Origin of the sequence: Paracoccus binzhouensis (assembly GCF_016446475.1) — a bacterium.
GTDB classification, from domain to species: Bacteria; Pseudomonadota; Alphaproteobacteria; order Rhodobacterales; family Rhodobacteraceae; genus Paracoccus; species Paracoccus binzhouensis.
Map to the genome: position 1 here is coordinate 1 of NZ_JAEHFP010000039.1, position 19,465 is coordinate 19,465.

The 19,465-nt window shown below is 68.9% G+C and carries 17 protein-coding genes and 1 pseudogene; 11 read left to right on the forward strand and 7 right to left on the reverse strand.

The window, feature by feature from the left end; genetic code table 11:
• Nucleotides 1-370 (reverse strand): annotated as a pseudogene (locus I9P22_RS10885) (hypothetical protein); the annotation flags it as partial.
• 17 nt (nt 371-387) lie between these two features.
• Entirely contained in the window at nt 388-858 is a 471-nt protein-coding gene (gene greA, locus I9P22_RS10890; protein WP_199259505.1) for a transcription elongation factor GreA, read from the reverse strand.
• Between the two features lie 273 nt (nt 859-1,131).
• Between greA and I9P22_RS10895 the strand changes: the two genes are divergently transcribed.
• The 11 genes from I9P22_RS10895 to I9P22_RS10945 all read left to right on the forward strand — a co-directional run bounded on the left by I9P22_RS10895 (nt 1,132) and on the right by I9P22_RS10945 (nt 13,216).
• A complete protein-coding gene (locus tag I9P22_RS10895) occupies nt 1,132-2,778 on the forward strand; it encodes an electron transfer flavoprotein-ubiquinone oxidoreductase (protein WP_199259506.1) in 1,647 nt (548 codons plus the stop codon).
• A 94-nt stretch (nt 2,779-2,872) separates the two neighbouring features.
• Nucleotides 2,873-4,741: a tetratricopeptide repeat protein gene (locus I9P22_RS10900; RefSeq protein WP_332909020.1), complete on the forward strand. Its 1,869-nt coding sequence runs from the start codon at nt 2,873-2,875 to the stop codon at nt 4,739-4,741.
• Nucleotides 4,742-4,744: 3 nt separating this feature from the next.
• Nucleotides 4,745-5,566 carry a 4-(cytidine 5'-diphospho)-2-C-methyl-D-erythritol kinase gene (locus tag I9P22_RS10905; RefSeq protein WP_199259507.1) on the forward strand — a complete coding sequence of 274 codons (822 nt, stop codon included), beginning with the start codon at nt 4,745-4,747 and terminating at the stop codon, nt 5,564-5,566.
• Nucleotides 5,567-5,594: 28 nt separating this feature from the next.
• Nucleotides 5,595-6,329 carry a pyridoxine 5'-phosphate synthase gene (locus tag I9P22_RS10910; RefSeq protein ID WP_199259508.1) on the forward strand — a complete coding sequence of 245 codons (735 nt, stop codon included), beginning with the start codon at nt 5,595-5,597 and terminating at the stop codon, nt 6,327-6,329.
• Nucleotides 6,330-6,377: 48 nt separating this feature from the next.
• The gene (acpS, locus tag I9P22_RS10915) at nt 6,378-6,794 is read left to right on the forward strand and encodes a holo-ACP synthase (RefSeq protein WP_199259509.1); all 417 of its coding nucleotides are present in this window, start codon (nt 6,378-6,380) and stop codon (nt 6,792-6,794) included.
• 66 nt (nt 6,795-6,860) lie between these two features.
• The gene (lepB, locus tag I9P22_RS10920; protein WP_199259510.1) at nt 6,861-7,661 is read left to right on the forward strand and encodes a signal peptidase I; all 801 of its coding nucleotides are present in this window, start codon (nt 6,861-6,863) and stop codon (nt 7,659-7,661) included.
• A gap of 44 nt (nt 7,662-7,705) precedes the next feature.
• Complete coding sequence (rnc, locus tag I9P22_RS10925; RefSeq protein WP_199259511.1) at nt 7,706-8,395, forward strand: ribonuclease III; 690 nt, start codon at nt 7,706-7,708, stop codon at nt 8,393-8,395.
• Nucleotides 8,392-9,303, forward strand: coding sequence for a GTPase Era (gene era / locus I9P22_RS10930; RefSeq protein WP_199259512.1), 912 nt, complete (start codon nt 8,392-8,394; stop codon nt 9,301-9,303). The genes rnc and era overlap by 4 nt, the downstream gene beginning before the upstream one ends.
• Nucleotides 9,296-9,631, forward strand: a complete 336-nt coding sequence (locus tag I9P22_RS10935; RefSeq protein ID WP_199259513.1) for a DUF1491 family protein — start codon at nt 9,296-9,298, stop codon at nt 9,629-9,631. Before era ends, I9P22_RS10935 begins: the two co-directional genes overlap by 8 nt.
• Nucleotides 9,632-9,862: 231 nt before the next feature.
• Nucleotides 9,863-12,301, forward strand: a complete 2,439-nt coding sequence (gene gyrB / locus I9P22_RS10940) for a DNA topoisomerase (ATP-hydrolyzing) subunit B (RefSeq protein WP_199259514.1) — start codon at nt 9,863-9,865, stop codon at nt 12,299-12,301.
• 213 nt (nt 12,302-12,514) lie between these two features.
• On the forward strand, nt 12,515-13,216 hold the full coding sequence (locus I9P22_RS10945) for an outer membrane protein (protein ID WP_199259515.1): 702 nt from the start codon (nt 12,515-12,517) through the stop codon (nt 13,214-13,216).
• 84 nt (nt 13,217-13,300) lie between these two features.
• Here I9P22_RS10945 and pdeM read toward each other — a convergent pair whose 3' ends face one another.
• From pdeM to I9P22_RS10970, 5 genes are read right to left on the reverse strand one after another with little or no spacing between them, the layout of a single operon-like run.
• Nucleotides 13,301-13,951, reverse strand: coding sequence for a ligase-associated DNA damage response endonuclease PdeM (gene pdeM, locus I9P22_RS10950; protein ID WP_199259516.1), 651 nt, complete (start codon nt 13,949-13,951; stop codon nt 13,301-13,303).
• Nucleotides 13,948-16,380, reverse strand: coding sequence for a ligase-associated DNA damage response DEXH box helicase (locus tag I9P22_RS10955; protein ID WP_199259517.1), 2,433 nt, complete (start codon nt 16,378-16,380; stop codon nt 13,948-13,950). The genes pdeM and I9P22_RS10955 overlap by 4 nt, the downstream gene beginning before the upstream one ends.
• The gene (locus tag I9P22_RS10960; protein WP_199259518.1) at nt 16,377-17,921 is read right to left on the reverse strand and encodes a cisplatin damage response ATP-dependent DNA ligase; all 1,545 of its coding nucleotides are present in this window, start codon (nt 17,919-17,921) and stop codon (nt 16,377-16,379) included. Before I9P22_RS10960 ends, I9P22_RS10955 begins: the two co-directional genes overlap by 4 nt.
• A complete protein-coding gene (locus tag I9P22_RS10965; protein ID WP_199259519.1) occupies nt 17,918-18,907 on the reverse strand; it encodes a ligase-associated DNA damage response exonuclease in 990 nt (329 codons plus the stop codon). The genes I9P22_RS10960 and I9P22_RS10965 overlap by 4 nt, the downstream gene beginning before the upstream one ends.
• 30 nt (nt 18,908-18,937) lie before the next feature.
• Nucleotides 18,938-19,411: an Lrp/AsnC family transcriptional regulator gene (locus I9P22_RS10970; RefSeq protein ID WP_199259520.1), complete on the reverse strand. Its 474-nt coding sequence runs from the start codon at nt 19,409-19,411 to the stop codon at nt 18,938-18,940.
• Nucleotides 19,412-19,465: the final 54 nt, after the last annotated feature.

Consider the following 19,465-nt stretch of genomic DNA (forward strand, 5'->3'; position numbering starts at 1 on the left):
CCGCGCGCCGCGGCGGCGGCGTGCCCGCAAGGGCCGGCCGCGGCTCGGGCTCGCGCACCGGATCCTCGGTGCCGGATCCTGTGCCGCCCTGCAGCCGCGCCAGCATGGCGCGCAGCTCCTCGGCCTCCTGCCGCAGCAAGAGCAGGCTGCGCGCCGACCAGACCGCCAGCCAGATCAGCGCCAGCGGCAGCAGCAGCCCGACCAGCCAGACCGGCCAGCCGGCGCCGCCCTGACCCTCGGCCTCGGGGCCCAGCAGGGCGAAAAGCCCGGCCAGCGCCAGCCAAGCCAGGCTGGCCGCCACGCCGACGGCCAGCACCCGGTTGCGGGCCTGCATCACTGCCAGGCGGCGCAGGCCATCAAGCGAGGTCATGCGTCCGGTCCCGCAGCTCAGACATAGCGGATCGAGAGGATCTCATAGGATTTCCCGCCGCCGGGGGTGACGACCTCGACGCTGTCGCCCTCGTCCTTGCCGATCAGGGCGCGGGCCAGCGGCGAGCGGATGTTCAGCAGCCCGCGCTCCAGGTCGGCCTCGGCCTCGCCGACGATCTGGTAGGTGCGCTCCTCCTCGGTGTCCTCGTCCAGCAGCGTGACGGTGGCGCCGAACTTGACGCTGCCGTTCAGCCGCGACGGGTCGATCACCTCGGCACGCGAGATGATCATCTCCAGTTCCTTGATCCGGCCCTCGACGAAGCTCTGCTTTTCGCGGGCGGCATGGTATTCGGCATTCTCCGACAGGTCGCCATGCTCGCGCGCCTCGGCAATGGCGCGGATCACCGCCGGACGTTCGACGGCGCGCAGCTCGCGCAGCTCCTCGTCCAGCTGGTCGTAGCCCGCGCGGGTCATCGGTATCTTTTCCATTCCAGTCCTTCCCGCCGCCACATGCGACGCAAGTCAACACGAAACACGGTGTTGGAACGCCCCCGGCCTTGGGCCGAGGGCGTCCGCAGAAATCCGGGGGGCATCGTGGCGCGATCCGTCCCCCGTTTCAAGCCCCGGCAAAAGCCCTCCGCGACAGCTCGCGCAGAAAGGTCGCAGAATTGCAATTGTTCGTCGCGTTCCGATTGCCGGCAAGAATGTTACGCGCTAGGTGTTCGGCGCACAGTCAAGAGCCAGGGGATTGGAGGCCGAGCCATGTCTGAGATCGTCCGCGAGTCGATGGATTACGACGTCGTGATCGTGGGTGGCGGGCCTGCCGGCCTGTCTGCGGCGATCCGGCTGAAGCAGCTCAACCCCGAGCTGTCCGTGGTGCTCCTGGAGAAGGGCTCGGAGATCGGCGCGCATATCCTCTCGGGCGCGGTGCTGGACACCTCGGGCCTCGACAAGCTGATCCCCGACTGGAAGGAGAAGGGCGCGCCGGTCACCACCGAGGTCACCCAGGACAATTTCTACATCCTCGGCCCGCATGGCCAGGTCCGGGTGCCGAACTGGCCGATGCCGCCGCTGATGTCGAACCACGGCAAATACATCGTCAGCATGGGCAATGTCTGCCGCTGGCTCGCCGAACAGGCCGAGGCGCTGGAAGTGGAAATCTTCCCCGGCATGGCCTGCTCGCAGCTGGTCTACGAGGGCGAGCGCGTGGTCGGCGTCGTCGCCGGCGAGATGGGGCTGAATGCCGACGGCAGCCCCGGCCCGGCCTACGAGCCCGGCATGGAGTTGCGCGGCAAATACGTGCTGATCGCCGAGGGCGTGAGGGGCTCTCTCGCCAAGGAACTGATCGGCAAATACGATCTCTCGGTCGGGCACGAGCCGCAGAAATTCGGCCTCGGCATGAAGGAGATCTGGGAGATCGACCCCGCCAAGGCCAAGCCCGGCACGGTGACGCATACCATGGGCTGGCCCTTGGGCAAGAATGCCGGCGGCGGCTCGTTCATCTATCACCTCGAGGGCAACCAGGTGCTGGTCGGCTTCGTCGTGCACCTGAACTATGCCAACCCCTATCTCTACCCCTACATGGAGTTCCAGCGCTTCAAGCACCACCCGCTGGTCGCGGACCTCTTGGAGGGCGGCAAGCGCGTCGCCTACGGCGCCCGCGCCATCTCCGAGGGCGGCTGGCAATCGATCCCGAAGCTGACGGTGCCCGGCGCGGCGCTGCTCGGCTGCTCGGCGGGACTGGTGAACGTGCCGCGCATCAAGGGCAACCACAACGCCATGCTGTCCGGCATCGCTGCGGCCGAGGCGGCGGCGGCGGCCATCACCGCCGGCCGTGCGGGCGACGAGCTGACCGATTACGAGGCCGAGGTCCGCAAGGGCGCCATCGCCCGCGACCTGAAGCCGGTCAGGAACGTCAAGCCGGTCTGGTCGAAGCTGGGGCTCTGGGCCAGCCTGGCGCTTGGCGGCTTCGACATGTGGGTGGCGAACCTCACGGGCTGGAACCCCTTGGGCACCTGGAAGCACGGCAAGACCGATGCGCAGGCCACCGGCAAGGCGGCGGATTTCCAGCCCATCGACTACCCGAAGCCGGACGGCAAGCTGTCCTTCGACCGGCTGACCAACGTGGCGTTTTCCTTCACCAATCACGAGGAAAGCCAGCCCTGCCACCTGAAGCTGAAGGATCCCGCGATCCCGATTTCGGTGAACCTGCCGCTTTATGCCGAGCCGGCGACGCGCTACTGCCCGGCCGGGGTCTATGAGGTGCTGGAGGGCGAGGGCGGCCCGCGCTTCCAGATCAACTTCCAGAACTGCGTGCATTGCAAGACCTGCGACATCAAGGATCCCTCCCAGAACATCAACTGGACAACCCCACAGGGCGGAGACGGGCCGAACTACCCGAATATGTGATCGCGGCAGGGCGCACCGGCCCGGCGGCGGCGTTGCCCACCGAAGCGACGGCGGCTAGGGTCGGGGCGCGAATTGCCAAGGACTGGGCCAAGCCGTGACGACAAGACTGATCCCCATGGCGCTGATCGCGCTGACCGCCGCGCTGCCGCTGCAGCAGGGCGCCGCATGGGCCGCCCCGACGCTGGCCCAGGCCGAAACCCCCGAGGTCCCCGACGGCGACCGCCCGGCGCATCGGCCGACCGAGCCGACAGCAGGGCCGGCGACCGAGGTCCGCGGCCTGGCCGGCCCCTATCTGGCCGCGCGCATGGCCGCGATCCAGAACGACTATCGCAACGCCGCCACCTATTACCTGCAGGCCCTGGCCCAGGACGATACCGATGGCTACCTGCAGGACAGCGCCCTGGTGGCGCTGATCTCGGCCGGCGAGATGGAGCGTGCCACCGCCCTGGCCGTCACCATGTCCGACCAGGGCCGCGCCACCGAACTGGCCAGGCTGGTGCAGCGCGCGGAACTGGCCCGGGCCGGGCGCTGGGACGACCTGATCGCCGCTATCGACACCGCCCCCACGCCCGAGACCGGCGCGGACGCGCCCGGCGGCGGTGCGCTGGTCGACGGCATGATGCGGGCCTGGGCGCTGCTGGGCGCCGGCAAGGCGGGCGAGTCGCTTTCCGCCTTCAAGAAGCTTGCCACCCTGCGCGGCGCCGGACCGATGGTGAGCTACCATCTGGCGCTGACCAAGGCCAAGGTCGGCGATTTCGAGGGCGCCGAGGAACTGCTGGCCGATCCCGCCACCGGCGCACATATCCTGGGCGTCGTGGCCCGCGCCCAGGTGCTGTCGCAGCTTGAACGCAACCGCGACGCCATCGCCATGCTGGAGGGCACCCCCGGCTTTGCCGAGGAACCGCATCTGATGGCCCTGCGCGACCGCATGGCCAAGGGCGAAACGCTGGCCTTCGATTCGATCCGCACGCCCTCGGACGGGATCGCGCAGGTGTTCCTGACCTTCGGCTCGGTGCTGGCGACCAGCGACGAGCCCGACCCGCTGGCGCTGATCCATGCCCGGCTGGCCGAATACCTGGCCCCCGACCTCGGCGAGGCGCATCTGCTGAGCGCGCAGCTGCTGCAGGGCTTCGGCCAGTTCGACCTGGCCGAGCGCGAATTCGAGAAGCTGCGCGAGCTGGGCGACATGCGCCCGATCGCCGAGCTGTCGCGCATCGACGCCCTGGCCCGGGCCGAGCGGCTCGACGATGCCGAAAAGGCGGCGCTGGCGCTGACCGCCGCCCATCCCGAGCTGGCCCAGGGCTGGATCGCGCTGGGGGACCTGTTGCGCCAGCAGGACAAGTTCGGCCAGGCGGTGCCGGCCTATGACAAGGCGCTGAGCCTGATCGGCGACCAGGACCCCGAGGCGCGCTGGTTCCCGCTCTACGCCCGCGGCATCGCCCTGGAACGCTCGGGCCAGTTTCCCAAGGCCGAGGCCGACCTGCGCGCCGCGCTGAAGATCCGCCCGGATTCGCCGCAGGTGCTGAACTATCTTGGCTACAGCCTGGTGGACCGCAACGAAAAGCTGGACGAGGCGCTGCGGCTGATCAAGCGCGCGGTCGAGCTGCGCCCGGATGACGGCTATATCCTCGATTCGCTGGCCTGGGCCTATTACCGGCTCGGCCGCTATTCCGAGGCGGTCGCGCCGATGGAGCGCGCCGTCGCCGCCATGGCCAGCGATTCGCTGGTCAACGACCACATGGGCGACATCTACTGGATGGTCGGCCGCAAGCGCGAGGCCGAGATCCAGTGGCACCGCGCCCTGTCGCTGAAGCCGGAAACCGAGGCTGAGGCCCGCCGCATCCGCGCCAAGCTGGAGCGCGGGCTGGACGCGGTGCTGGCCGAGGAAAAGGCCAATGGCGGCAAGCTGCCCGAACCCCGCACACCCGAACCTCGCACATCGGAACCCGCCGGGGCCGACTGATCCATGCCCTTGTCCCGGCGCGAGGCGGCGCCCGCCAAGCTGAACCTGACCCTGCACGTCACCGGCCGCCGCCCGGACGGCTATCACCTGCTCGATTCTCTGGTGGTGTTCCTGGACCTGGGCGATGTGGTGACGGTGACGCCGGGGCCGCTGTCGCTCAGCCTGGCCGGCCCCTTTGCCCAGGGCCTGGCGGCCGAGCCCGACAACCTGTGCCTGCGCGCCGCGCGGCTGGCCGGGCGCGAGGCGCGGATCACCCTGGAAAAGAACCTGCCGGTGGCCTCGGGCATCGGCGGCGGCTCGGCCGATGCGGCGGCGGTGCTGCGGGCGCTGGATGCCGCCCCCGGCGGGCTGGAAACGCTGGGCGCCGACGTGCCCGCCTGCCTGGCCAGCCGGCCGGTGCGCATGCAGGGGCTGGGGGAAATCCTGACGCCGCTGCCGCCGCTGCCGCCGCTCGATGTGCTGCTGGTCAATCCCGGCCGCGGCCTTGCCACGCCCGAGGTGTTCAGGGCGCTGACGCGGCGGGACAATCCGCCGATGCCCGAGCCGCTGCCGGATTTCCCCGACATCGGCACGTTGATCGGATTCCTGCAGGATTGCCGCAACGATCTGGAAGCGCCGGCCATCGCCCTGATGCCGGAAGTTTCCGCCTGCCTGGCCGCGATCCGGGCCGAGGGTGCGCCGCTTGCCCGCATGTCCGGCTCGGGCGCGACCTGCTTCGGGCTTTTCGCCACCGCGTCCGAGGCCGAGGCCGCCCGCGCCCGCATCGCCGCGGCCAATCCCGGCTGGTGGGTGGCCACGTCTGGACTTGCGCCGGCAAAGCTCTAACCTGCCGAAAAATCCGAAAGGGAACATCATGCTGCGCCTCGGCGTCAACATCGACCACGTCGCCACCATCCGCAATGCCCGCGGCACGCCCTGGCCCGACCCGGTGCGCGCGGCGGAACTGGCCGAGGAGGCCGGCGCCGACGGCATCACCGCGCATCTGCGCGAGGATCGCCGCCATATCTCGGATGCGGATATCGACCGGCTGATGGCGGCGCTGCGCCTGCCGCTGAACCTGGAAATGGCCGCGACGGCCGAGATGCAGGCCATCGCCCTGCGCCACCGCCCGCATGCCGTCTGCATCGTTCCCGAAAAGCGCGAGGAACGCACCACCGAGGGCGGGCTCGACGTCGCCGGCAACGAAAGCTACCTGGCCGATTTCATCGCGCCGCTGCGCGAGGCGGGCTGCCGGGTCTCGCTGTTCATCGGCCACGAGGCGGAGCAGATCGAGGCCGCCGCCCGCATCGGCGCCGCGGTGGTCGAACTGCATACCGGCGCCTATTGCGACCTCGACACCGAGGGACGGCTGGCCGAACGCGACCTGGAACTGGAGGCCCTGCGCCGGGCCGCGGCCCAGGCGCATCTTCTGGGGCTCGAGGTCCATGCCGGCCACGGCCTGACCTTCGACACGGTCGGCCCCGTCGCCGCCATCCCCGAGCTGCGCGAGCTGAACATCGGCCATTTCCTGATCGCCGAATCGGTTTTCCTCGGCCTCGGCCCGGCGATCCGCGAGATGCGCCGGCGCATGGACGCCGCCCGCGCCTGATCTTTCCGTTTGCCAAATACCCATGTCACCACAGGACCGGACAGGCGCATGATTCTCGGCATAGGCTCGGACCTTTGCAACATCGACCGCATCGCCGGGGTGCTGGAGCGCCACGGCGACCGCTTCCGCCGGCGGGTATTCACCGAAACCGAGCTGGCGCTGGCCGCCCGCCGCCGGCACGAGGCCGCGACGCTCGCCAAGCGCTGGGCCGCCAAGGAGGCCTGCTCGAAGGCGCTGGGGACCGGGCTTGCCATGGGCATCAGCTGGCGCGACATGGCGGTCAGGAACCTGGCGACCGGCCAGCCGACCATGGCGCTGACCGGCTGGGCGGCCGAGCGGCTGACGGCGATGACGCCGGCCGGCCACCGCGCGCATGTGCATGTGACGCTGACCGACGACCACCCCTGGGCGCAGGCCTTCGTGGTGATCGAGGCGCTTCCCGACCGCGTGAACGGGACGGGCTGAAGTCCGGCACGGCTTGACTTTGCCGTCCCCGGCACCCCATGAACGCGCGACTTGCCGATGAAGGGAATGGCATCCATGGCGAAAAGCGTAGCCCGCAAGGATGGGGGCATCTGGGAAACCGTCAAGACCATCTTCTGGGCCTTGGTGATCGCCGGGGTGTTCCGCACCCTGTTCTTCCAGCCGTTCTGGATCCCCTCGGGCAGCATGAAGGACACGCTGCTGATCGGTGATTTCCTGTTCGTGAACAAGATGGCCTATGGCTATTCGCGGGTGTCCTGCCCCTTCGCGCTCTGCCCGATCCCGGGCCGCATCCTCGGCTCGGAACCCGAGCGCGGCGATGTCGTGGTCTTTCGCCACCCGACCCGCGGCGACGACTTCATCAAGCGGGTGATCGGCCTGCCCGGCGACCGCATCCAGGTGAAGAACGGCGTGCTGTGGATCAACGGGCAAGAGGCGCCGCAGCAGCCGGCCGGCACCTTCAGCGAAACCTATGCCCCGCAGGGCCCGCAGCAAAGCCTGCCGAAATGCCGCAACGAGCCGGTGCCCGAGGGCGGGAGCTGCGAAAAGGACCGCCTGACCGAGACCCTGCCCAATGGCGTCACCCATGACGTGCTGAACATCTTCGACAACGGCCCCGGTGACAACACCGCCGAGTTCACCGTGCCCGAGGGGCATTACTTCTTCATGGGCGACAACCGCGACAACTCCGGCGATTCGCGCTGGCCGGCGGCGGTGGGCGGCGTCGGCATGGTGCCGGCGGAATATCTGATCGGCCGGGCCGACCGGATCATGTTCTCCTCGGCCGGCAAGTCGCTCCTGTATTTCTGGACCTGGCGGCCGGACCGCTTCTTCAAGGCGGTGAACTGAGGGAAGAATTGCCGCGGCGCCCCGCGCCGTGGCAGGATCGGCACATGAAGATCTCTGCAGAGCTGCGCGCATTCTCGGACCGCCTGGGGCATGAATTCTCGCGCCCCGAACTGTTGCGCCGCGCGCTGACGCATGGCTCGATCGCCAGCACCACTCGGCCCGACAACCAGCGCCTGGAATTCCTGGGCGACCGGGTGCTGGGCCTGACCATGGCCGAGGCGCTGTTCTCGGCCGACCGCGCCGCGACCGAGGGCCAGCTGGCGCCGCGCTACAACGCCCTGGTCAAGGGCGAGACCTGCGCCGCCATCGCTCGCGAGATCGGGCTGGGCGAGGTGCTGAAGCTCGGCCGCTCCGAGATGATGTCGGGCGGCCGCCGCAAGGAGGCGCTGCTGGCCGATGCGATGGAGGCGGTGATCGCCGCCGTCTATCTGGATGCCGGCTTCGAGGCGGCGCGCAAGGTGGTGCTGCGGCTCTGGGCCGAGCGGCTGGAGAATGTCGAAAGCGACGCCCGCGACGCCAAGACCGCGTTGCAGGAATGGGCGCAGGCCCAGGGCATGAGCCCGCCGCGCTATGTCCAGACCGCGCGCAGCGGCCCGGACCATGCCCCGGAATTCGAGATCACCGTCCGGCTGGACGACGGCCGCGAGGCCGCCGCCCAGGGCAAGGGCACCAAACGCAGCATCGAACAGGCGGCCGCCGCCGCCCTGCTCGAGCAGATCGAAAGAACGACATGAGCGAGACACGCGCGGGCTTCGTCGCCCTGATCGGCGAGCCGAATGCCGGCAAATCCACCCTGCTGAACCGCATGGTCGGGGCCAAGGTCTCGATCGTGACCCACAAGGTGCAGACCACCCGTGCCCGCATCCGCGGCATCGCGATGGCGGGCGCCAGCCAGATCGTTTTCGTCGACACGCCCGGCATCTTCCGCCCGCGCCGCAGGCTGGACCGCAGCATGGTCAAGGCGGCCTGGGGGGGCGCGGCCGATGCCGACGTGATCCTGCTGCTGATCGAGGCGCATCGCGGCTTGACCGACGGCGCGCAGGCGATCATCGACAGCCTGCGCCAGCATGCCGGCCAGACCCCGGTGGCGCTGGTCATCAACAAGATCGACCGGGTGAAGTCCGAGGCGCTGCTGGCGCTGTCGCAACAGGTCAATGCCGCGTTCGACTTTACTCGCACCTTCATGATCTCGGCCGAAAAGGGCTATGGCTGCGACGACCTGCTGGACTGGCTGGCCGGGCAGGTGCCCGAGGGGCCCTGGCTTTACCCCGAGGATCAGGTGGCCGACCTGCCGATGCGCATGATCGCCGCCGAGATCACCCGCGAGAAGCTGACCCTGCGCCTGCACGAGGAAATTCCCTATCAGCTGACGGTCGAGACCGAGCGCTGGGAAGAGAAGAAGGATGGCTCGGCGCGGGTCGAGCAGGTGGTCTATGTCGCCCGGCCCGGCCACAAGGGCATCGTGCTGGGCAAGGGCGGCGAGACGATCAAGGCCGTGGGCCAGGCGGCGCGAGCCGAGCTGGCCGAGTTCATGGGCCGCCCCGTCCACCTGTTCCTGCAGGTGAAGGTGCGCGAGAACTGGCTGGACGAGGCCGAGCGCTACAACGAGATGGGCCTCGACTTCCGCGACGGCGATGCCTGAGCCGCGGCTGGCCGCCGGCATCTGGGTCGCGGCCTATCTGCGCCGGCTGGGGCTGGCCGGCATCCCGGCCTATGTCACCCGGCACGGCGACGACACCGCGGGCAGCGTGATGGTGAAATGCGCCACGCTGGACGGCCGCGCCAGCCTGTGGATCCGCGAATGGGATTTCGAGACCGACCGGCGGATCTGGCTGCAGCTGAACGAGGCCGGGGAGCCCGAGATCGATGCCGAGATCGCCCGCAATGCCGCCCGCGACCCCGACCTGTGGGTGATCGAGATCGAGAGCCGCGACGGCCGCACCCTGCTGGATCAGGACGGGCTGGCTTGAACCCTTGCCGGGGGTATTTGGAAAACGGTGAAAGGGTCGGCGGAATCGTCCGGCTTGACGGGCGGCATGGGTATTTGGGGAGCAAAGAAGCCGGGGTTTGGGCCGGCTTCGTGGCGGCGGGGGCGTGACGCGGCGCGCATGCCGCGCGAACCGCTAAATCTTGTGGCTTTCCCGTGACATTCCGGACAGCGCACCCTATAAGATGAGGGTCCAAGGCAGGATAAGAAGACAATGACCGAACCCGCCCCCCAGACCTCCGATTACGGCGCCGATTCCATCAAGGTTCTCAAGGGCCTGGAAGCGGTGCGCAAGCGTCCCGGCATGTATATCGGCGATACCGACGACGGCTCGGGCCTGCATCACATGGTCTATGAGGTCGTGGACAACGGCATCGACGAGGCGCTGGCCGGTCATGCCGATTTCGTGCGCGTGAAAATCCATGCCGACAGCAGCGTCTCGGTGCGCGACAACGGCCGTGGCATTCCGGTGGACATGCACCCGACCGAAGGCGTCTCGGCGGCCGAGGTCATCATGACCCAGCTGCATGCCGGGGGGAAGTTCGACCAGAACAGCTACAAGGTCTCGGGCGGCTTGCACGGCGTCGGCGTCTCGGTGGTCAACGCGCTGTCGGACTGGCTGGAGCTGCGCATCTGGCGGGGTGGCAAGGAGCATTTCGCCCGTTTCGAGAACGGCGACACGGTCGAGCACCTGCGCGTGGTCGGCGATGCCGAGCCGGGCGAGAAGGGCACCGAGGTGCGCTTCCTCGCCTCGTCCAAGGAGGACCGGCCGGACGGCACCTTCTCGAACCGCGACTTCAGTTTCAAGGTGCTGGAGAACCGGCTGCGGGAGCTGGCCTTCCTGAACTCGGGCGTGCGCATCATCCTGGAGGACGAGCGCCATGCCGAACCGCTGCGGACGGAGCTTTACTATGAAGGCGGCGTGCGGGAATTCGTGAAGTTCATCGACCGTTCCAAGACCCCGGTCATGCCCGAGCCGATCTTCATCCAGGGCGAGAAGAACGGCATCGGCATCGAGGTGGCGATGTGGTGGAACGACAGCTATCACGAGACGGTGCTGCCCTTCACCAACAACATCCCGCAGCGCGACGGTGGCACCCATCTGGCCGGCTTCCGCGGCGCGCTGACCCGGGTCATCAACAACTACGCGCAATCGAACGGCCAGGCGCGCAAGGAAAAGGTCGATTTCACCGGCGACGACGCGCGCGAGGGGCTGACCTGCGTGCTGTCGGTCAAGGTGCCGGACCCGAAATTCTCCAGCCAGACCAAGGACAAGCTGGTCTCCTCCGAGGTGCGCCCGGCGGTCGAGGGGCTGGTGGGCGAGAAGCTGGCCGAATGGTTCGAGGAAAACCCGGCCGAGGCCAAGTCGATCCTGGGCAAGATCATCGAAGCCGCGCTGGCCCGCGAGGCGGCGCGCAAGGCCCGCGAGCTGACGCGCCGCAAGACGGCGATGGATGTGGCCAGCCTGCCCGGCAAGCTGGCCGATTGCCAGGAAAAGGACCCGGCCCTGTCCGAGCTGTTCATCGTCGAGGGCGACTCGGCCGGCGGCTCGGCCAAGCAGGGCCGTTCGCGCCAGAACCAGGCGGTGCTGCCCCTGCGCGGCAAGATCCTGAACGTGGAGCGGGCGCGCTTCGACCGAATGCTGTCCTCGGACCAGATCGGCACGCTGATCACCGCGCTGGGGACCGGCATCGGCCGGGACGAGTTCAACCTGGACAAGCTGCGCTACCACAAGATCGTCATCATGACCGATGCCGACGTGGACGGCGCGCATATCCGCACGCTTCTGCTGACCTTCTTCTTCCGGCAGATGCCGGAGCTGATCGAGGCCGGGCATCTCTATATCGCCCAGCCGCCGCTCTACAAGGTCAGCCGCGGACGGTCCGAGGTCTATCTGAAGGACGAGGCGGCGCTGGAGGATTACCTGATCGAGCAGGGCATCGACGGTGCCAGCCTGCGGCTGGGCAATGGCGAGCAGATCACCGGCGCCGACCTGGCCCGGGTGGTCGAGGAGGCGCGCACCGCGCGGCGCGTGCTGCGCGCCTATCCGACGCATTACCCGGCGCATATCACCGAACAGGCGGCCATCGCCGGCGCGCTGGTGCAGGGCCGCGTCGATGCCGATCCCCAGGGTGTCGCCGATGCCGTGGCGCAGCGCCTGAACATGATCGCCGAGGAATACGAGCGCGGCTGGACCGGCCGTCCGACCCAGGATGCTGGCATCCGCCTGACCCGGCTGCTGCGCGGGGTCGAGGAAAGCCGCACCCTGGACGGGCCGATGCTGCGCAGCGCCGAAAGCCGGCGGCTGGGCGCCATGACCGAGGCGCTGCACGAGATCTATGGCCAGACCGCGCATCTGATCCGCAAGGACCGCGACATTCCGATCCATGGCCCGATCAGCCTGCTGCAGGCCATCTTCCTGGAAGGGGAAAAAGGCCTGTCGCTGCAGCGCTACAAGGGCCTGGGCGAGATGAACCCGGAACAGCTGTGGGAAACCACGCTGGACCCGGCGGCGCGGACCATGCTGCAGGTGCGGATCGAGGATCTGAGCGAGGCCGACGACATCTTCACCAAGCTGATGGGCGATGTGGTCGAACCGCGACGCGATTTCATCCAGCAGAACGCACTGAGCGTGGAAAATCTGGACATCTGAAACGGCCTGGCTTTCAATCTCTGCAGCGAATCGCTAAGTTTTGATTCAATCTGTGGTTGATTGTTGCCATCCTGCCGCGGCCTGCATGAGAGAACGGTCATGTGATGCGGCAAAGCTTGCAACCTTGGGGTTGCAGGTCTAGCTCTGAAGAAAATTTCGACGCCGGCCATTGCATATTCCTGGCCGCGCCGTCCCTCGCATAGGAGTAGAAACATGCGTGCTGTTCGTCTGAACGCCCATATCGCCGCCTCGGTCGCTACGCTGGCGCTCGGCACCCTGGCCGCCAATGCCGGCGGCTACACCCCGCCGGTGGTCGATACCGGCGTGGTCGCCCCGGTGGTCGATGCCGCGCCGGTCGGCAACTGGCAGGGCGGCTATGCCGGTCTGACCCTGGGCTATGGCTTCGGCGGCGACGACGATGTGGGGATCAACGGCACCACTCCCGGCTCGCTGGAAATCAGCGGCGTGAACGGCGGCGTCCGCCTGGGCTATCGCTGGCAGCGCGACCGCTGGGTCATCGGCCCCGAACTGGGCTACGAGGGCGGCAATATCGACGACAGCTTCTCGGCCGGCGGCTATGACGCCGAAGCGAAGATCAAGAACGTTCTGGCCCTGCGCCTGAAGACCGGCTACGTCTTCGAGAACGACATCATGGTCTATGGCATCGCCGGCGTGGCGCGCGGCAAGGTCGATTACTCGGTGACCGGCAACGGTGCCGCCATCGACGACACCTATACCAAGACCGGCTATATCCTCGGCCTGGGCGCCGAGAAGATGATCAACGACCGCTGGTCGGTGACCGGCGAATACGAATATGCCAACTTCGGCAAGGAAACCCTGTCGGACGGCACCTACGAAACCGAGGCGACGCCCAAGTTCCACAACCTCAAGGTGGGCGTGAACTTCAAGTTCTGATCCACGGGATCTGATCCGGCTCCACGGACGGGAAAGGGTCGCTTTCGGGCGGCCCTTTTCGTTGGGGACCCTGGTCAGCGCTCTCTAGCGCCGCGGGCCGACGGGCAGGGCGATGGCACGGCGGCCGCAGGCCACGGCCAGGCCGTGCGGCACCAGCGCGCGCAGCGCCGGATCGTCATGGGACAGCCCGCCGGTATAGGCGCCGAAGGCCGGCAGCAGCAGGTGGTCCCGCCCCAGCAGGAAGGCGCGCCGCCGCTCGCCGGCAAGCCGCACCACCGGGTGGAAATGGCCGGAAATATCCGGGCCGGGGCCGGCCTCGTGCCGCAGCGCGACGCCGCCCAGCATCAGGCTTTCCGCCGCCGTGCCGGGCAGGCCGGCCGGCGCGCCCGGATCGTGGTTGCCGCCGATCCACAGCCAGTCGCGCCCCTGCGCCAGCCGCGACAGCGCGCTGGCGACCTGCGGATCCAGCGCCTCGGCAGCCGCCAGGTCGTCGAACCCGTCTCCCAGGCTGACGACGCGCCGCGGCTGCAAGGCGGCGATCTCGGCCACCAGCCGCTCCAGCGTCGCCAGCCCCTCATAGGGCGGCAGCAGGGGACCGCCGCGCCGGGCCATGCGCTCGGACTTGCCCAGGTGCAGGTCGGCCACGATCAGCCAGCCGCCCTCGGGCCACCACAGCGCGCCAGAAGCCCGCGCCTCAAGCCGCAAAGCATGGAAATCAAAGGCATATCCGCTCATGCGATCCCTTCCAGCCCGGCCTCGGCCATCAGCGCCGCGGCCTCGATCTGCGCCAGCCGCTCGCGACCCTCGCCGCGGATCGGCACCCGGCCGACCTCGAGCAGCAGCGGCGCGGCCATGGGCGAGACGCGGTCCAGCATCCGATGCGCACGCCGGGGCGAGCGGTCCAGCATTTCCTCGATCCGACCAAAATCGACAAGGCCCCGCCCGGCTTCCTCGGCGGTGATGCGCAGCAGCAGGTGGCCGGGATCGTATTTGCGCAGGGTGTCGTAAAGGATGTCGCTGGAGAAGGTCGCCTGCCGGCCGGTCTTCCGCTGCCCCGGCATGTTGCGCTGGATCAGCCCGGCGACGGTGGCGATATTGCGGAAGGTGCGCTTCATCACCGCATTGCCGCCCAGCCAGTCGCCCAGGCCCGCCCGCAGCCGCGCCCGGTCCAGCAGCGGCGACGGATCGCGCAGCGGATCCAGCGACCAGGCAAGCAGCGCGTAATCGGTGGACAGGAAACCCAAGGGGCCCAGCCCCGCTTCCTCCATCGCGCGGGTCAGCAGCAGGCCCAGCGTCTGCAAGGCATTGCGGCCGGCGAAACCGTAAAGCGCGAAATGCCACAGCCCGGCATGGGGAAAGCTTTCCGACAGCAGCAGCCCGGGCCGGGGCAGGGCCGAGACCCGGGCCTGCAGATCCAGCCAGTCGCGGGTCTGTTCCGGCAAGGCGCCATGCCGCGCCGGATCGCCGATCAGCGCCAGCACGCGATGCGAAAGCTGCGTGGACATGGCCAGCTTGACGCCGGAATAGACCGCGATCTTCGGCTGGCGCGAAGGATCTGGCGTGACCTCGATCACCATCTCGCGCATCGCATCCATGCGCACCACCCGCCCGCCGATCAGGAAACTGTCGCCGGGGGTCAGGCTGGCGGCGAAGGCTTCCTCGACCTCGCCCAGCGGTGCGCCGCCGCGGCCGCGCAGCCGGACCCTCACCATCTCGGCCTCGACGATGGTGCCGACATTCATGCGCAGCAGCTTCGCTGCCCGCGGATCGCGCAGCTGCCACAGGCCGTTTCGCAGCATCAGCCGCTGCCAGCGGTCATAGGCACGCAAGGCGTAGCCCCCGGTCGCGGCGAAATCCAGGCAGGCGTCGAAATCCGCCCGCGTCAGGCCGCGATAGGGCCCGGCCGTCACCACCTCGGCATAAAGCGCGTCGGCGTCGAAGGGCGCGGCGCAAGCGGTCAGAAGGATATGCTGGCACAGCACGTCCAAGGGCCCCGGTCCGCGCGGATCGCCATCCAGGTCGCGTTCGCGCACCGCTTCCAGCGCCGCGACGCATTCGATCTGCTCGAAACGGTTCGCCGGCACGATCCGCGCCTTCGAGGGCGCGTTATAGCGATGGTTCGCCCGGCCGATGCGCTGCACCAGCCGCTTGACGTTCTTGGGCGCGCCGACCTGGATCACCAGGTCGACGGCGCCCCAGTCGATGCCCAGGTCCAGGCTGCCGGTCGCGACCACGGCGCGCAACTCGCCCGCCGCCATCGCCGCCTCCACCCGCGCCCGCTGCTCGCGCGCCAGACTGCCATGGTGCAAGCCGATGGGCAGGTTTTCGTCATTCTGGGCCCAGAGCGCCTGGAAGAACAGCTCGGCCTGGGCGCGGGTGTTGATGAAGATGATGGTGGTCCGGGCCTCTCGGATCGCCGCCAGCACCTCGGGGATGGCATGATGCCCGCCGCCGCCGGACCAGGGCGCAGGCCGGGCGGTAGGCAGCATGGCGATGTCGGGATCGGGACCGGGATCGGCCTCGACGATCTCGACCGACGCCGTCCCGGCCATGAAACCGGCCAGCGCCTGCGGATCCTCGACGGTGGCGGACAGCCCCGTGACCCGCAGCCCCGGCGCGAGCCGCCGCAGCCGCGCCAGGCCCAGCATCAGCTGGTCGCCGCGCTTGCTCTCGGCCAGGGCGTGCAGCTCGTCCAGCACCACCCGGCGCAGCCCGCCAAAGATCGCCGGCGCCTCGGGATAGCTCAGCATCAGGGCCAGACTCTCGGGCGTGGTCAGCAGGATATCGGGCGGATCGACGCGCTGGCGCCGACGCTGGCCCTGGCCGGTATCGCCCGTGCGGTCCTCCACCCGGATGCCCAGCCCCAGCTCCGCCACCGGCCGCGCCAGGTTGCGGCCAATGTCCGCCGTCAGCGCCTTCAGCGGCGAGACATAGAGCGTATGCAGCCCGCCTCTGCCGCTCTTTCCGTTTTCCAAATACCCATCCGGCCGCGCCACCCGCGCCAGCTCCACCAGCGAGGGCAGGAACCCCGCCAGCGTCTTCCCGCCCCCGGTCGGCGCGATCAGCAGGCTGTCGCCCTGGGCTGCCAGCAGCGCCAGCTGATGCGGATGCGGCTGCCAGCCCCGGCGGGCGAACCAGTCCTGGAACGCGGGCGGCAGGATCACAGCATCGCCTCGAGCGTCTCCAGCCGATCCGCCTCGGCTGCCGGCTTGTCCCAGCGGATACGGCTGATGCGGGGAAAGCGCATCGCCACGCCCGAGCGGTGCCGGGTCGAGCGGTTCAGCCCCTCGAAGGCCACCTCGACCACCAGCTTCGGCGCCAAGGCCCGCACCGGCCCGTAGCGCTCGACGGTGTTCTGGCGCACGAAACGGTCGAGTTCCCGCAGCTCGGCATCGGTGAAGCCGAAATAGGCCTTGCCCACCGGCACCAGCGCGTCGCCATCCCACAGCCCGAAGGTGAAGTCGGAATGAAAGCCCGAGCGCTTGCCGTGGCCGCGCTGCGCATAGATCAGCACCGCATCGACCACCATCGGGTCGCGTTTCCACTTGAACCAGGGCCCGCGCGGCCGTCCGGCGACATAGGCCGAATCGCGGCGCTTGATCATCACCCCCTCGATCACCGCCGCCGGCGGATCGGCGCGCAGCGCCGCCAGATCCTCCCACGTGGCGAAATCCAGAAGCGGCGAGATGTCGATGCGCGGGCCCAGATCCACCGCCTCCAGCACCGCGCGGCGCATTTCCAGCGGCTCGGCGCGCAGGTCGCGCCCCTGCCACAGCAGCAGGTCGTAAAGCCGCAAACCCGCCGGGTGGCTGGCCAGCAGGCCCTTGCCGACGGCCTTGCGGTTCAGCCGCTTCTGCAACTCGCCAAAGGGCGCGACCTCGTCCCCGCGGCGCACGATCAGCTCGCCATCGGCGCTGCCATCGAAATCCATCGCCTCGATCACGTCGGGAAAGGCGTGCGAGATATCCTCGCCACTGCGGGAATACAGCCGCCGCATGCCGCCTTCGCTGACCGCCTGCACGCGGATGCCGTCCCATTTCCACTCGGCGAAATAGGCGCCGGGGTCCAGAGCGCGCAACTCGTCCAGATCGGTCGGCGTGGACAGCATCACCGGGCGGAACGGCGCCAGCGCCGCGCTGTCCGGCCGCGCCCCGCCGGAGAGCCAGCCGAACAGGGCCGCATAGGGTGGCGCCAGCCCGTGCCAGATCTCCTCGATCTCGGGGACCGAGGGCGCGCCCATCCCCGCCAGCGCCATCCGCGCCATGCGGGCCGAGACGCCGACGCGCAGGTTGCCGGTGGCGAGCTTCAGGAAGGCCAGCCGCTCGGACGGGCCCAGCCGGTCCAGCATGCCGGCAACGGCGCCGGGCAGCGCCGCCTTGCCGGTGCCCTGCAACAACGCCACCGCCTGGGACAGCGACGGATCATCCTCGGCGCCCTCGGGCCAGATCAGCGCGATGGTCTCGGCCAGGTCGCCGACGAAATCATAGCTCAGCGCCAGAAGCTGGTCGTCCACCCGCTCGGCCGCCAGCCCGCGCAGAAGCAAGGGCGTGACCCGGCGCAGCTCCAGATCGCCGGTCAGCGCCGCCAGGGCCCAGCCGCGATCCGGGTCCGGGGTGCGTTCCAGATAATGCTGCAAGAGCTGCAGCTTGGCATTGCGCGCCGGCGTGAAGGCCAGCCGTTCCAGCAGGGCGGCAAAACCCTTCATTCCGCCTCGTCCTCGTAGCCGACCAGCCGCAGCGGCCGGGCCGGGATCTGCGCCAGTTCGCACCAGCGGATCACGCCATCCTCGGCGCCATGCGTGACCCAGACCTCGGCGGGCGCCAGTTCCGCCAGCGTCGCGGTCAGCGCCGGCCAGTCGACATGGTCGCTGATGACCAGCGGCAGTTCGACCCCGCGCTGCCGCGCCCGCGCCCGCACCGCCATCCAGCCCGAGGCGAAGCCGATCACCGGGTCGCGGAACCGCTGCACCCAGGGGCTGGCGAATGCCGAGGGCGGGGCGATCACCAGCTGCGCCGCCACATCCTCGGCCGTGGCAGGCACCAGCGTGCCCAGATCGACGCCGCGGGCCGCATAGAAATCGCAAAGCAGCTTCAGCGCGCCATGGATGGCGACGGGCGCGTCATAGCCGGCCTCGCGCAGCAGCGCGATGACATGCTGCGCCTTGCCCAGGGCATAGGCGCCGATCAGATGCGGGCGCTCGGGAAACTCGGCCATGCTGGAGAGCAGCTTTTCCACCTGCACCGCCGGGTCGGGAAAGCGGAACACCGGCAGGCCGAAGGTCGCCTCGGTCACGAAGACGTCGCAGGGCACCGGCTGGAAGGGTGCGCAGGTCGGGTTCGGCTGGCGCGCGTAATCGCCCGAGACGACGATGCGGCAGCCCCCCGCCTCGACCGCGATCTGGCTTGAGCCCAGCACATGCCCGGCCGGGTGGAATCCCACCGTGACGCCGCCGATGCGGGTTTCCCCCTCGGCCACCTGGGTCGCGCCGGCAAAGCCGTCGCCCATACGCAGCCGCATGATCTCCAGCGTTTCGGCCGTGGCCATGACCGCGCCATGGCCGAAGCGGGCGTGGTCGGAATGGCCGTGGGTGATCAGCGCGCGCGCGACCGGACGCAGCGGGTCGATGTGGAAGCCGCCCTCGGGGCAGAAAAGGCCGGCTTCGGTCGGAAACAGGATGGAATCGGCGCGCATGACCCGAAGATGTAGAACATTTCGTGAAAATCAAGCCGGGGACAGCGGCCGGCCCTCGAAGATCGTCTCCATCGAGAAAACGCCGGTGACGCGTTCCAGGTCCATGTCGGCGATCAGCCGCTTGTAAAGCGCGTCATAGCCCGCCATGCCGCCCACCACCGCCTTGGCCATGTAATCCCATTCGCCGCCGATGCGGTGGAACTCGGTGATCTGCGGCAGCGATTCGATGCGGGCGCGAAAGCGCCGCGCCCAAGCGTCGTCGTGATGGCGGGTGCGGACCATGATGAACACCGTCAGCCCCAGCCCCAGCGCCGCCGCGTCGATGACCGCGCGGCTGCCTTGCAGCACCCCGGCCTCGGTCAGCCGCTGCAAGCGCCGCCAGCAGGCGTTCTGCGACAGGCCCACCCGCTCGGCCAACTCGCGTTGCGACAGGCTGGCATCGCGCTGCAGAAGTGCCAGCAGGCGGTTGTCGATTTCGTCCAGTGAGAGAGATTTATCGTTCATATGACAACCAAAATTTGGAAAATGTGCAGATATTCAGAATGATTTCTCGCCACC